Consider the following 15,248-nt stretch of genomic DNA (forward strand, 5'->3'; position numbering starts at 1 on the left):
ATCGCCGCTATCACCAGGACTACCATGAAGGCAGTCGCCCAGGTATCGATGTTCCGAGGGGTCTTCTTGTGCTTCACGGAAAGAGGGCGCATGAAAAAGGCTACCTTTATTGTTATGGAAGTACGTTCGTCCCAGTGAATTGGACGTAATCCACAGTCAAGCGCACCATGGCCGGTAACGCCAACTCATCCCGTCGGAACTTCAGCAACGCTCTATATCGGTATTAGCTATTTCCTTATAAAAAAACTTCGCTTTAGTGGATAAGGCAAACCGGGTATCTTCCGTCGGCTCTGAAAAGAGTGCGCAACCGTGAGCGCAGACCAGCCTGAAGACAGGACACCTATGTACGTTTACGACGAGTACGATCAACGGATCATCGAGGACCGCGTAAAGCAGTTCCGTGACCAGACCCGCCGCTACCTCGCCGGCGAACTCAGCGAAGAAGAATTCCGCCCGCTGCGCCTGCAGAATGGCCTGTATATCCAGCGCTTTGCGCCCATGTTGCGCGTGGCGGTGCCCTACGGCCAGCTGACCTCGCGCCAGGCGCGCATGCTGGCGAAGATCGCTCGCGACTACGACAAGGGTTATGCCCACATCAGTACCCGCCAGAACGTGCAGTTCAACTGGCCGGCGCTCGAAGACGTGCCCGAGATTCTCGCCGAGCTGGCTACCGTGCAAATGCACGCTATCCAGACCAGCGGCAACTGCCTTCGCAACGTGACCACCGACCAGTTCGCCGGCGTAGCCGCCGATGAAGTGGTGGACCCGCGCCCATGGTGCGAAATCGTTCGCCAGTGGACCACCTTCCATCCGGAGTTTGCGTACCTGCCGCGCAAGTTCAAGATTGCCGTCAATGGCGCCAACAGCGACCGCGCAGCGATCGAAGTGCACGACATCGGCCTGGAGCCCGTGCGCAACGCTGCCGGGGAGCTGGGCTTCCGTGTACTGGTGGGTGGCGGCCTGGGCCGCACCCCGATCGTGGGCGCGTTCATCAATGAGTTCCTGCCCTGGCAGGACCTCATCAGCTACCTGGACGCCATCCTGCGGGTGTACAACCGCTACGGCCGCCGGGACAACAAGTACAAGGCCCGGATCAAGATACTGGTCAAGGCGCTCACGCCGGAAGTGTTCGCGCAGAAAGTAGAAGCCGAAATGGCGCACCTGCGCGGTGGCGAAACCACGCTGACCGAAGCGGAAGTGGCCCGTGTCGCCGGCCACTTCGTGGACCCGGACTACAAAACCCTCGAAGACATCCCCCAGGTCCTGGCCCAGCTCGAAGCTGAACATCCAGGCTTCGCTCGCTGGCGTCAACGCAACGTGTTCGCCCACAAGCGCCCCGGGTATGTCGCGGTCACGCTTTCGCTCAAGCCGACCGGTGTGGCCCCTGGCGACCTGACCGACAAGCAGCTCGACGCCATTGCCGACATGGCCGATCGCTACAGCTTTGGTCAGCTGCGTACCTCCCACGAGCAGAACGTGATACTGGCCGACGTGGAGCAGTCCCAACTGCATGCCCTGTGGCTGGAAGCCCGTGAGTCGGGCTTCGCGACACCGAACATCGGGTTGCTGACGGACATCATCTGCTGCCCTGGCGGCGACTTCTGCTCGCTCGCCAACGCCAAGTCCATCCCGATTGCCGAGTCCATCCAGCGCCGCTTCGACGACCTCGATTACCTGTTCGACATCGGCAAGATCGACCTGAACATTTCCGGCTGCATGAACGCCTGCGGTCACCACCACGTAGGCCATATCGGCATTCTGGGTGTGGACAAGAAGGGTGAAGAGTTCTATCAGGTGTCCCTGGGTGGCAGTGCCAGCCGAGACGCCAGCATCGGCAAGATTCTGGGCCCCTCCTTCGCCCAGGACGACATGGCCGACGTGATCGACAAATTGATCGATGTCTATGTGGAAAAGCGCACCGAAGACGAGCGCTTCATCGATACCTACCAGCGGATCGGCATCGAACCCTTCAAGGAGCGCGTCTATGCAGCGAATCATTAAGAACAACCAGGTCGTCGACGAAACCTGGCACCTGCTGCCAAAGGACGTGACCCTCGACGAACTGAGCAATTGCGACGACTACATTGTGCCGCTGAACCTATGGCGCGAGCATGCTCATGCGCTCAAGGCGCGTGATGGTGGCTTGGGCGTGTGGCTCGATGCGGATGAAGAAGCTGAAGAAATCGGCGAAGACGCAGGCCAGTTTCAGGTGATCGCCTTGAACTTCCCGGCGTTCACCGATGGGCGCAGCTACTCCAATGCCCGCCTGCTGCGCGACCGCTACGGGTTCAAGGGGGAGCTGCGGGCCATTGGCGACGTACTGCGAGACCAGCTGTTCTACATGCACCGCTGTGGCTTCGATGCCTTCGCCGTTCGCCCGGACAAAGACCCGTACGAAGCGCTGGAAAGCCTGAAGGATTTTTCAGTGACCTACCAGGCCGCCAGCGACGAACCCCGCCCGCTGTTCCGTCGCCGTCACGGCTAAGGCCAGCCAGGCGGGGCCACCTTCAGCGTGCTGAACCGGAAGGCCCAGGCTGCTCAAGGCTCAGCAACTGGCGAGTCAACGTCAACGCGAGCGCGTCCAGTGCCCGCTCGCGTTGCTGGCTGATCCAGTCATAGGCCTGGCGCAGTTGTTGCTCGTTCAAGGCCGGCAACGGTTGGCCGCTTTCCCACTGAAGCTCCGGCACTGCCTGGCGCAGGCCGTCGAGCGCAGTTGGCACGCTGGGTTGCGCTTGAGGGTTGTCCCCGGACGCTGAGAACAAATAGTCGGCGGCGTCCTGCCAGCGTTCGCGCAGCGGCTCGAACGTAGCAACCCTGGCGTTTTCCAGGTACGTTCGGAAGCTGGGCTGTTTTGCTACCCACGTTGCAAATGCTTCGTCGGTATCCTGCTGCACCACTTCCACTCCCACGCGCTGGGCTGTGGCACCACTCACGCGGGTGGTATATCGCATGCCCCGGGCGGGCGGCAGCCCCAGCGGCCCCTCGAGCTTTTCCAGCAGGTAAAAACGCACCTCCACTTCGTCCAGGCCATGTTCGAGCACATTGTCAGGCAGGTCGTCGAGCGGATCGAGCACCGGCGCCGTGCCAGGGTCATTCAGGCCCGCGCTGCGGGCGACACGGGCGCGGGTGATACGCCTTGCAAGATTGTCCACCAGGGCACGGCGCCATAACCCGCGCTGATACGTCAGCAAGTCCAGCAATGGCGCATCTCCGCCGCCTGGCGCGTCCGCCACCCGGCGCCACGCCTCAACCTCGAATTCCATCTCATCTAATGTAAGGGCCACCCCGTCGCCGCAGGTGCCTTGGGTGTCCTGGGCCATGGAGAATAGCCTTTCGCGTAATGCTTCCAGCCCTGGCCTGGCGTTCTGCCCTGGGCTGAGCCAGGTTTCCACCAAGCTCCACGCACGGCGCAAGGTAACTGGCGCATCGTTCAGGTAATCCGCGGTATCCACCACACGGCTAAGCAACTGGTAGAACTCAGCGGCCTCAGGCAGCGCGCGCTCAGACCTGATCAGCGCCGCCATCGCTGGAGGGCACTCGGTCAGCCACCGCTCGGGATCATGCTCTGCCCCTGCGACGTCCATGTCTGCGTCTTCGAAAAACGGAATACTCGAACGGCGCAGTTCGGCCCGGCCCTCTTCCGAAAGAGGGTTCCCATCGAGGTTCAAAGACATGCCGTAATACGGCGACTCCACATCGTCAAGGGCTGCCCGGGCCAATCGCACAAAATGGGTATCCGCCAGCACTGGCAGCTCCACGATGTCATTTTCCGAGAGGTCGACCTCTACCAGGCAAAGCGGGTCTCGGTTCATGAGTGTGACCAGCTCGGGCGGGAACGTGGTGAGGTGCGCCTGGCTCATTTCCAACCATCTCAGGTGGTGCAGGCTAGCCAGCGCGGGAGCACGCCCCAAGGGATTCCCAGCAAGGTTAAGCTCTTCCAGATGGGCCAACTGGTTGAAACCGCTGGCAGTGTCGTCTGTAAGGGTGATGAGGTTATCTTCAAGCCCCAACGAGGTGAGCTGAGGAAGCCGACGCAGCAGTTCGAAATCGGCCGGGGCCAGGTTGAAGCCACTGCCGGCCACACCGAGGTAATTAAGCGTCGTGGAAAGTGGCATGATCGCGTCGACTATCTGGGCCAGGCTGCGGTGCCCTGTGTAGTCCAGCCTCAAGCGGCTCAGGCGATTCAGCTGCCCCAGCCCGGTCGGCAATTCGGTGAGCGTGTTGAAGCTCAGGTCAAGCAAGGAAATCCCTGGGAAGCTTGCCAGGAACCCATCGTTTACGCTGCCAAGGCGCATGTCCACCAGTATCAGGCGCTCAACATGGGGAAGCCGTACATTGAGCGTAGGCAACTCACGCACTTGAAGGCCTCGCAGGTCCAGCCCATAACCCAAACCGCCTATGGCATAAGCCGACTCGCGCCGTTGCCATACGTCAATGATTCGACGGCTGACCGTCTCACGATCCAGCCGCTCCTGAACAGCGCCTTCGCCAACTACGTCCCTGGCCCGCGCTACCCAGGCCTGGAGGTCGAACCGCAACCGGGCGAAATCGGCATTCAAAGCCTCCAAGGCTACCGTCGCAGCTTCACCGTGGCCCAGGCTGGCACGCAGTTCGGTCATCTCGGCTTCGCTGACCTCCGGGTACAGCGCGCGCAGCGCGATCATGAAGGGGTGCAGTCCGCCCCGAGGGGTTTCCAGCAACCGGCCGCGACCGCTGAGGGCATAGCCCACGGCACCGTTGGCTTGCCGTGTGGGGGAGCGGAAAAAGCGACGATTATCAGAGCGCAACCCCAACAATGGGCGCACGGCATCCCGATCGGCCAGCGCCAGGTCCAGCAAAGCCTTGCGCAACCCGGCGGCATCGCTTACCTGCGCCGTGAACGCCTGGCGCAAATTGTCCGGCACTGTGGCCGCCAAGGCGTCTTCTAAAGTAGTCGTTGGGCTCAACTCAAGCCCCTTGTCGTCGAACGCCTGGTAGCGTTCGCCCTTGCGTACGATGACCCAGCGCGGCAGCTCGGTCCCGCCTGCTTCCTGTAGCAATGTTCCGAGGAAGTGAGCGTTGCGCAACTCCAGTCGCATGGACTGGGCCCAGCCGCCCAGGCGCGGCCACAGCGCCATTGCCAGCCGCTCCCGGTCGGAACTGAAGCTTGCGTGCGCCAGCGCATCCAGTGCGCTCGTCACCCGCCACTGGCGCAGACTTTCAGCCGCCAGTTCAGCCATCGCCGGCGGGACCCTGCCAGCAGCCAATGCCAGGCGCTCTCCCCCCGTTTGCCCTCGCAGCAGTGCTTCCATGGCTTGCGTCGTCAGCCTTGGAAACTGCCGTCGCAAGGTTTGGCGTTCAGCGTCGGTAACGGCCGGGTCAGGTACAAGCTCGGCGGCGAGTGATCCCCGCCGGTTTTCCAGCTCGCCCGCCCAACTGTCCGCGAGCACTTGATACGCCGGTTCCGGCGGCACCAGAGACGTATCGATCCCCAGTAGCACCCCTATCGCATCGCTTCCTAGCTGAGCAAACAGGCGACGGGCCCATGTACCGTCGGCGAGCATCTGATCGGTCAATTGCACGGGCGTACCCTCGGCCGGCCCGAACACACGGGTGGCCTCGCCCTCTTGATACGCCAGCCCCCGGTCTGCCGGCCAGCCAGGCAGGTCTCGCAGCGCAGAAACCAGCAATGCCGGAATGGCACCGGGACGTCTTGAGCCCCGAAGCGCGGCTACAGCCATGTCCAGTTCGCGCTCGGCCAGGCGGTACTGAAGCAAGCGCGCCAGCGGCGCTGGGGTACCACTGACATCCAGATGCGCACGCCTGAGTTGGGCGTCGCTGATACCGGCAAGCCGCTGCGCCTCAATCAACGTACGGTCAGCAAGGGCCTCATAGCTTGGGTTGAACCGGCGAATCAATGTTGTGCTTCCCCATTGCGCGGGGTTCTCATAGGGTGCCCGCCACGCCCCGGCGCCATCCCCGCGCAAGGGCAGTGTGTAGCCGTGGCCCCGGGGGTGGACCAGCAGGGCGTGCGACGAGCCCGACGCGGCATCGACTTCATGCAAGCGGCCATCCATTCGGACCCAGGCGCGGCCCGCGTGGCGATAAATGCCGGCCGGGTCAGGTTGTACGCTGTTGGGCGGCAGCTCTCGCGCGGCGAAGTCGTCTAGGTCGGGTTGCCACAACCGCACTTGACCATCGGCGCCCGTGACTGGCACCAATGCCCCGTCGAATTCGACTGCCTCCGGCGTGGGTTTCGGGCGCTTACCCATCCCCAGGAACGTCGCGTTCTCGACCGCGCCGAACAGATGATCAAGGGCTGCATGAGCGTCGCCTTCCCGCCACGCCTGTACGCCTTCATAGGCGCTTTGGATGCTTTGGGCGAGCACGATGCCATCCACCAAGACATTTATCCCTGGCAGCGCCGATCCCACCATAAGCGTTAAGCTGATGCCCAATTGTTCTCCAATCTGTACCCAGTGGGCATAGCGCTCCGTGGTTTCGCGGTGATCCAACTGGGCGGTGGGTACGGCCACGGCCGCCGCCTCGGCCAGAGTCTGCTGTGCCCAGGCCCGATAGGCTTCGGCAAACGGGTCACCGGCCAACGGCAACGGCGTCCAGGAGAGGTGCGCGGGTAACCAGGTACCTGGCGCCAACGCCCCTTGCACGGTGGCGATAAAGTCCAGCCGGCGGGGCAAGGGCACGAAACGGGAGAAAGCCTTCAAGTACGCTTCGTCATTCAGCCTTGCCCTTAGCGCGGCGACGAATGCCTGGGCATCGGGGTACTGGCGTACCGAGCCGTCCGGGTCGCCGGGCACGTAGGCGACAACCGGTTGAGCTGTGTTGGCGTCAGCATGTGCAGTAAACACGAGCACCCCGGACAGGGAGAAGCCGAGCAGTTCGAGCCGATTGGCAAATGCGGGTGTGGTAACCGTGGCCGGCGCTAACTCCCAGTACGCGAGCAAGGAATGGCCTGGCCCACCAAGCGCGCTTTTCAAGGAAGCAACGCAGGCTTGGGTTTCGAACGCCTTGCGTTGGCAATCGAAAACCTGCCAGGGCAATGACCGAGCGCCATCATCGCCTTCGGTTCGAGCAGGCAGTTTGGCTGGGATATGCTGTGCCAGTTCCGACTGGAAGCGCCCACCGATATCCAGGGCGCGGCACCGCTGCGCGAATGCCGCCGGGGTAAGCGGCAATGGGCGGCTGGTATCCGGCTGACCGTCTGCGGTCAGCCCGCCAAACAACCCGGAGCCGGCGCCCCAGGCACCAGGCTCGGTATCCCGGGAATGAAAGTTCATCAGCGCGGCCTCCAGCAATGTGCGGTGGACCGGCGGGCGGCTACTGTTCGGATCCACCCAATACAATACCGCTTGGGTAGGGTCGATGGTTTCACCGACCACGGATGCCAACTCGGCTCGCAAGTGCTGCATGGCAAAGGGCTGCAATTGAGGCAACACCGTGCTGGCTTGCTTGAGGCGGTGGCGGGCGGTTTCGGCGGCCAGCGCAAGGGCATGAAGGCCCTGGCGCTCTGCCGGAGTGGCCTGACGAAGCCAGGCGGGCACCCGTGCGGTGACAAACCCTTCATGGGCAAGTTGTGTTGGTGTGGCAGAAGAGCTGGATGAGTCAGTCATTGGAGCCTCCTTGATGGAGGCCCGATGTTAGGAACGGCCTGTCACGCCAGGAGCTACATAAGGCTCACCAGAATCGCGCGCCGCCCAGCTTGCTCCACAGGCGCACGACTGCTTGTTCGACAGATCCGCTGGCAGCCAGCCCTACCCGCTCGGTCAAGCTCTTGCGCTCAGCATAATGCAAATGGAAGAGCTCCGAGGTTCGCGCCTTCTCCGCCAGGTATTCGTCGCTGGTTTTGATCTCATCCACCAGCTTTCGCTCCAGCGCCGCGACGCCAAGCCACACCTCGCCCGTGGCAACCTCGTCGATCGACAGCTGCGGGCGGTAGTGCACCACGAAGTTCTTGAACAACCGGTGGGTGATGTCCAGGTCTTGCTGGAACTTTTCCCGGCCTTTTTCGGTATTTTCGCCAAACACGGTCAAGGTTCGTTTGTACTCCCCGGCCGTATGCATTTCCACGTCGATGTCATGCTTGCGCAACAGGCGATGAAGGTTGGGCAATTGAGCAACCACACCGATGGAGCCCAGAACAGCGAAGGGCGCACTGACGATCTTCTCGCCAATACAGGCCATCATGTAGCCGCCACTGGCCGCGACCTTATCCACGCACACGGTCAGTGGCACGCCGGCCTGGCGGATGCGAGCCAGTTGGGAGCTCGCCAGCCCGTAGCTATGGACCATGCCGCCACCGCTTTCCAGGCGCAGCACCACTTCGTCCTTCGGCGTGGCGAGGGTGAGCAGCGCGGTAATTTCGTGGCGCAGGCTTTCGGTAGCCGACGCCTTGATATCGCCATCGAAGTCGAGCACGAAGACCCGCCCGCGGACCTCCGCCCCCTTGGTTTTTGCCTTGGCCTTGCGCTCGGCCTTTTCGGTCCGCGCCTGTTCCTTGCGCAGGCGCTTGAGGCCATCCTTATCGACCAATGCGGTCTCGAGGCGTTCGCGCAGCCCCTTGTACAGGTCATTCAAACGGGTGACTTGCAGCTGCCCGCCTCCCTTACGTCGGCCCTTGCCTCGCAAGGAGGCGATGCCGGCGAGCACAACGAGCACAGCAATGACCAAGGTGACGGTGCGGGCCAGAAAACCCAGGTATTGGGAGAGAAACTCCACGGCGACTCCTGCAGCAAATTGAAAACGTGCACCAGCATACCGGCGAGCGTGACGGGGCGATAGCAGGTGTGGGTGCACGGTCGCTCGTCCGCAAATCCCAGCCAGGCCCGAGGGCGTGAAACGCTCTTTTGAAACGGGCGTATGAATTTCCGTTGACAGCCTTATCCTTCGCTTCTAACCTGCCCCAATTGCATTGCACAACGGCGGCGGCAGCGGTGGGCACAGTACGTGGGTAACCTCTATCTGATCCGGCATGGTCAGGCGTCATTCGGCGCCAGCGACTACGACGTCCTTTCCCGCATAGGTCAACGTCAGGCCGAGCTGCTGGGGGCGTTTCTGGCTGATACAGGGGTACGGTTGGACCATTGCTTCGCAGGAAGCCTGCGCCGCCAGCAGGACACTGCTCGCCACGCCCTTGCCCAGCTTCAGAATGCACCCGCCCTTTGTACATTGGACGGCTTCAACGAGTTCGATGCTCAAGGGGTTATCAAAGCCCTGTTGCCCGGTTTGCTCCCCGGTGAGCCCGATGCGCTGAGCATCATGCGTAACGCGGCGGAGCACCCGGCGGCGTTTCAGCGATTGTTCGAGCGGATCGTGGAGCTATGGCTGGAAGGTGCCGCCGGCACTGAAACGACCGAAGGCTGGGCCGGTTTCCTGTCGCGCACCGGCAGTGCGCTCGAAGCCGCGCTGCAACGTGCCGCGCCGGGTGAAAACATCGCGGTGTTCACGTCGGGCGGGGTCATCACTGCATTGCTGCACCGTTATACCGGCCTCGCTCCAGCCGAAGCCTTTCGACTCAACTGGCAGATCTACAACAGCTCGATAAGCCACCTGCGTTTTCACGGCGCTGATGTGACCCTGGCTTGCTTCAACAGCCATGCGCACCTGCAGCTGGCGAAGGCGCCGGAGCTGATTACCTGGCGCTAGCGCCCCTACCCACCTGACTGAACAGGACCTTCCCATGAGCGACGTAAACAAAGCTATCGAAACCATGAAATCGAAGTTCAACCCGGCGGCCGCGGCTGGCCTGGACCTGGTATTCGGCTTCCGCATCGATGACACCAAGCACTACAACCTGATCGTCAAGGACAGCACCTGTGATATCCAGGAAGGCGAAAACCCGGACGCCAACGTGACCCTGGTAATGGATAGCGAGACCCTGGAAGGTATCGTAAGCGGCGACACCGACGGCATGCAGGCATTCATGCAAGGCAAATTGCGCGCCGAGGGCGACATGATGCTGGCCATGAAGCTGAGCGAGCTGTTCCCGGTTTAACAGCCAGAAGGCGCCCGCGCCACGCCTGCGGGCGCCTTGCATGATCAGCCGAGTAACGCGCGAGTCAGCCGCAGGCGCAATGCATCCATTGCCCGCGTGCAGCGCTGGTTCAGTCTATTACTCAGCACGTAAGCCTGCTGCTCGCTCAGCGTGGGTTGGCTGGGGGCGCCGCCAGGGCGCTGCCATTCCACCTCTGGCTCCACGGCTTCGAGCGCAGCCAGCGCCGCCGGCGATAACGGTTCGGTAATCACCTCGCCCGCCGCCAATGCCAATACGTGCGCCAATGCCTGGTCATAGGGCGCCCGCTCTCTATCGAATTCGCTCGCATAGTACCGTTCTAGCGTGGATCGCCAGGTCTGTTGATGATCGACGAGCCATTGGGCAAAGGCGCCCGTAGTGTCCAATGCACGCACCTGTCTGGCGACGGCCGCCGCCGTGGTATCGCTGACCAGTGCATCATACAGGCGCTCGCTGACAGCGGGCAGGTCAAGCTCCTCGCGTAGCCGCTGGCGCAAAACCAGGCGCACTTCCACCTCATCAAGCCCCATGTCCAACTGGTCGGCAGGCAAATCATCCGCCAGGTCTGTTGCCGGATCGACCGCTACCTGATCATTGCGCCTGGCCTGGCGTGCACGCACCAGGCGCTGGGCCTGAGCATCCAGCAATGCCAGGCGGAACTGCCGACGCGCTACCGTGGCGGCTGCACCCATAGCGGCAGTAGACGTGCCTTCGGCTGAGCCCGCGATGGCCTCCCAGACAGCGACCTCGCCTTCGAACTGGTCGAGGGTAAGCGCCACGCCGTCACCGCACGTGGCCTGTGCCTCGCGCGCCATGTCATATAAGCGATCCCGCAGTTCAGTGATCCCGGGCAATGGCTGCCCCTCGGCGGGCAGGAACCGCTCGGCCAGCGCCCAGGCCCGGCTTGTCACTTGCTGGCGTTGCTCTCCCGTTCGCGCCCGCACGTAGGTGGCAGTGCGCACGACTTCGCTCAGTACCTGGAAGAAACTTCGCGCTTCGGGCTCGTCCCTCGCCTGGCTGATGCGCGCTTGTAGAGGCTGCGGGCACCCTTCCAGCCACCGGTCGGTGCTATCCGTACCCTCGGCAGGGTCGAACTCTAACCCCGCTTGATCAAGCTGGGCCACTGCCGCCTCATTCAGCGGATTACTGTCCAGGTTGAAATAAAGCAAGGTAGCCCGGTGATCTCCCCGGCGAGCACGGCGCAAGAATTCGGTCGCCCGCAGGTCCGGGAGCTCAGTAATGCGGTTACCTGCCAGATTGATATAGGTCAGGCGCAGCTCTGGCGCGGCCATCAACTGCTGAAGGCCGGGCGGCAATGCCGGCAGTTCGGCATCCGCGATGGACAGCCATTGAAGACGTGACAGCCCCTCCAGGCTGGGCGGCAACCGCAACGGATTCCGATCCAGGCAGAGCGACACGAGGTTGGTCAGGGCGGTAAACACAGTCTGCCGTTCAGCGGTAAGTTCGATACCGTTGTCGTCCAGCTCAAGGTCTCTGAGCGCCGTGAAACGTGAAATTCGTTCAAGCAATGTCACGTTCGGTATCGCAGGGTTGGCCGAGAGATCAAGGCCCTGCAAGGTGGCCGCGCTGGGTTGCAACCAATCCAGCACGGTTTCGGCACTGTGCATATCCATATCCCGTAGCCTGACTTCGCGCAGCCGGCTTAGCCACGCAGGCCCACTGGGCAACTCACGCAGGGGATTACTTGAAAGCGAGAGAATACGCGCGTTCGGGAACAGCTCCAGAAAGGCTGGGGCAATCTGTTCCATGTTCATGTCGGTGAGGTCCAGCTCGAGCACATGGGGAAACGACACCGTAAGTACGGGCAGGTTGGCGCCCACATGCAAGTGCCGGAGGCTGAGGCTATGTCGCGTGGCGCCATCGGCAATCTGTGCCTGGGTCGCAACATAGCGCCGTTGCCAGGCCTGAATGATCGCCCCCGCCGCGACTTCCCGGATGGTCTGATCCGTAGATGAGCTTGGTGCCGTATGGTCCAGGCTGGCCAGCCACCGGCCGAGTTGAAGGCGTAGCTCGTTCGCCTCCGTATGACGTCGAGCCAGTTCCTGCAGCGCAGCCGTACCTTCACCTAGCTCGTGACGCAATGCCTGCAGGGTGCCGTAGTCGGTATCCGGATAAAGCTGACGCAGCAGTTGGCCGATAACATCGACAGACAACAGACCGTAGCCCCGACCGCTCAGGGGGTAACCCAGCCGCCCGTCAGCCTGCCGTGACGGCGCACGGAAGAAGGGCCGTGTATCAGCGGTCATGCCCAGGAGCGAGCGAAGCGCCGAGCGGCGACTCAACGCAAGGTCCACCAGGCGGCTACGTAAGCCCATGGCGTCCCATGGCAGGCCCGCTGGTGCCGGGTTTGAACGCGCCACAGCCCCTACAATCGCTGCCTCCAGGCTATCGAAGGTGCCGGAGGGCTCCCCGGTTGTCGCGTAGATGTTCTGTGCTGACCGTTCGATACGAAGGGCGGTGCCGTCCATTGGGCCAGCGCGATGTATTGAAAGCCCGCCCGGGCCTTGGCTACGCAATTCGATGGCAAGGCCTTGAGGCCAGCCTTCGACGGCAGGGAGCAGCCCGATCAGCAGGGCGTCCCGGTCGGCGCTGGCAGTGCCATTGGCCAGCGCTTCGCAGGCGAGGCTCAGTCGCACATCCCGCTGTGCGCCCGCGGCGAGTTCCGCCACGGCCAATGGCACCCTGCCCGCCTGTAATTGGCGCAACCCCCCGCCGTCGCATGCCCGCACCAGCTCGTTCAGTATCTGGGGAGGCAGGCTTGGAAACTGCCGAGCGATCGGTGCGGCCGCTGTGTGGGCTTGTTCGCCGGCCGTCCAGCCATCAATGATTTGCCACCGCCGTGCTTCGAGCACTTCGGCCCAGCGGTCGGCAAGGGCCTCTCCTGCCGCTTCGAGTGTGCTCCAGTCTCCGATCATCGGGGCCAGGTCAGCGGTCGAGAGCTCGCGAACGAGCGCCGACAACCAATCGGCCTGGGTAAATGCCGCGGCTTCCAGGCGCACCGACCGCAGCGCTGTGGGATGCAACGTACTGGCTTGGCCGCCCGGCCATGCCAGCTCTATCCCCGTGTCCTCCGGCCACCCTGGTACATCAGTGAGGGTGCGTACGATGTCGGGGTGCGCGGCTGGCAGCCCCTGCCGCGCAATCAGAGCAGCGGTGGCTTGATCCACGGCCAGGGCAGCGGCATGGCGATGGAGCAGCAAGCGCAGCACGCCGGGCAATGGCTCGCCGCGTGATGCCCTGCCCTGGAGTTCGGTAGCGGAAACGTCGGCCATACCCAGCGCGCGGGAAACGTCGGTGTCGCTGACTTGGTTCGCCTCCACACCTCCACGCCGTACCAGCGTTATCGCATTCCAGCCCCCCGGCTGTTCGAATTCGCCCCGCCATCCCCCGTGCCCATTGCTCAGCAACCGCGGAACCACGCCCCGGTACCCTGCCGGTGCCAGCAGGGTAGCTTGCCAAGGGTTAACGTCCGGGGCGACGCCAACGTACCGGTCATCGAGCAGAACCCAAGCCTGTTGCCCGACCCGCACGATGCCATCGGCGGACAGTGGTCCGGCCCCCTGGGGGCGCGTGTTACTGCCCAACTGGTCCATGTCGGGCAGCCATAAACGGGTCGCACCGTCGGGATGGGTAATCAGCTGGAGGCGATCGGCGAAGGCTTCGGTCTCGGTCACTCCGGGTTGCTCCGGGCTGGCCAACAACGTGCCTGCGTTTTCGGCCGCCCCCAGCAGCAGCGCCCGGGCCAGGCGCTCGTCTCCACGGCCGAGCGCGCGCGATGCATCGAACACCGTATGCAGTAACTGCACCATCGAATAGACCCCGATGGCCTGGCCCACACCCGGAATAAAGGAAAGCACCAAGAGCCCGAGTTGCTCACCCAATGCCACCCAGCGCTGATGCCGTGCCAGAACGGCAGACCGGTCAATGCGTTGTGTTGGAACGGCGAGCACTGCGGCATCGGCGAGGGTTTGCCTGGCCCAGGCGGCGTACCGTTCAGGAAACAGATCATTGATCGATACAAAACCTGTAGCAATCACTGGCCGTGGGAACGGCGTCTCGTGATCAATCAGCCGGACCGCCAGCTCCAAGGCCTGCAAGGGGCTAACCACCGTACCGTACAGATGATCGAAATCCTCGACGGCTGGCCCTTTCACAGCGCGGATAAACGCTTGTTCGTGTTCGAGGCCAACGAAACCAGCCATGAAACGAAGGTACGCGGGTTGCCCCAGCCGGGTGCGCAGGTGCGCCGTCATCGCATCGACATTATCAAACTGACACAGGGGGGCTTGCGGGTCGTTTGGTATGTACAGTAAACAGGCGCGGCCACGGGGGCCGTTATCATCGGCCATGATCACCAGCACACGGTCGAGTTCGAAGCCAGCCAGGCGCAACTGCCTTGCCCGTGCTGGCACGGCCGCCACCCCCTGACTGGCCAGCCCCCAGTTGGCAAGCATCGCCTCACCTTGCGCGTCCAGCTTGCCTTTCATGCGGGCAATGCACGCCTCCACACGCAGCGCGTCCTTATCCGCTTCAATGAACCGGCTGGGCAATGTCGAGATTGCTGGCGGGGACGCCTCGTGCTGCGCCTCAGGCAACCGAGTTGCAAGCAACCTTGCATATCCCGCCCCTACATCGGCCGCTCGACAGGCCCGCGCGAAGGCCCAGGGCTTCAGTGCCAGCCGCTTGGCGGGGTCAAGGGTCGAGGCTCCAACACTGTCACGGTAAAGCCCGGAGCCCGGGCCGAAGGCTTCGGGTTCAGCGTCCTCTTCGGTGAAGTTGCGCAGCGCTGCCTGCAGCAAGGTGCAGGTCAATGGTTCGCTATCGGAATCGGTGCTTACCCAATAGAGCACCGTAGTGGAGGGGTCCACCTCCGTTTCGCCGGCGGCCGCCAGCAATTGGTTCAACGCGGCGGTCGCATACGGCTGGAATTGCGGCAAGCCCTGCGCGGCAGACTCCAGTGCAGCTCGGGAGGCTTGCGCCTTGGCACTGAGGGTATGCAAGCGTTGCAAGTCGTCAGCGGTCGCCTTGGCGAGCCAGGTTGGCAGACGATTGGCGATCACACCTTGGTAAAGGGTACGGGATGTGGCGTGGGTTGACATCGAACAGCTCCTTGGCAGAGGGAGCGCCAAGGCTAAGGAGCGACACGCGCCAGGCGTGGTAATTATTGAGGGCTTCGAAGCAAAGGAGCGGCGCAGGCGGCGCCGCTCGAGAAGGCGGT

At 62.9% G+C, this 15,248-nt stretch carries 7 protein-coding genes; 4 read left to right on the top strand and 3 right to left on the bottom strand.

Features of this window, described 5'->3' with window-relative positions; genetic code table 11:
* Window positions 1–342: 342 nt before the first annotated feature.
* Together LG385_RS10560 and LG385_RS10565 are read left to right on the top strand one after the other, a co-directional pair.
* Window positions 343–2,001 (top strand): nitrite/sulfite reductase, encoded by a 1,659-nt coding sequence (locus LG385_RS10560; RefSeq protein ID WP_225774238.1) that lies wholly within the window; start codon window positions 343–345, stop codon window positions 1,999–2,001.
* Complete coding sequence (locus LG385_RS10565; RefSeq protein ID WP_225774239.1) at window positions 1,985–2,485, top strand: DUF934 domain-containing protein; 501 nt, start codon at window positions 1,985–1,987, stop codon at window positions 2,483–2,485. Before LG385_RS10560 ends, LG385_RS10565 begins: the two co-directional genes overlap by 17 nt.
* 22 nt (window positions 2,486–2,507) lie before the next feature.
* Here the strand turns inward: LG385_RS10565 and LG385_RS10570 are convergent, their stop codons facing one another.
* Together LG385_RS10570 and sohB are read right to left on the bottom strand one after the other, a co-directional pair.
* On the bottom strand, window positions 2,508–7,610 hold the full coding sequence (locus tag LG385_RS10570) for a dermonecrotic toxin domain-containing protein (protein ID WP_225774240.1): 5,103 nt from the start codon (window positions 7,608–7,610) through the stop codon (window positions 2,508–2,510).
* Window positions 7,611–7,674: 64 nt separating this feature from the next.
* Window positions 7,675–8,715: a protease SohB gene (sohB, locus tag LG385_RS10575; RefSeq protein ID WP_225774241.1), complete on the bottom strand. Its 1,041-nt coding sequence runs from the start codon at window positions 8,713–8,715 to the stop codon at window positions 7,675–7,677.
* Window positions 8,716–8,943: 228 nt separating this feature from the next.
* On the opposite strand from sohB, the gene LG385_RS10580 reads away from it, so the two are divergent.
* Entirely contained in the window at window positions 8,944–9,642 is a 699-nt protein-coding gene (locus LG385_RS10580) for a histidine phosphatase family protein (protein WP_225774242.1), read from the top strand.
* A 34-nt stretch (window positions 9,643–9,676) separates the two neighbouring features.
* A complete protein-coding gene (locus LG385_RS10585; RefSeq protein WP_225774243.1) occupies window positions 9,677–9,991 on the top strand; it encodes an SCP2 sterol-binding domain-containing protein in 315 nt (104 codons plus the stop codon).
* Window positions 9,992–10,035: 44 nt separating this feature from the next.
* Here the strand turns inward: LG385_RS10585 and LG385_RS10590 are convergent, their stop codons facing one another.
* Window positions 10,036–15,129, bottom strand: coding sequence for a dermonecrotic toxin domain-containing protein (locus LG385_RS10590; RefSeq protein ID WP_225774244.1), 5,094 nt, complete (start codon window positions 15,127–15,129; stop codon window positions 10,036–10,038).
* Window positions 15,130–15,248 lie beyond the last annotated feature (119 nt).

The organism is Pseudomonas sp. Marseille-Q5115 (assembly GCF_916618905.1).
Classification (GTDB): Bacteria; Pseudomonadota; Gammaproteobacteria; order Pseudomonadales; family Pseudomonadaceae; genus Aquipseudomonas; species Aquipseudomonas japonica_A.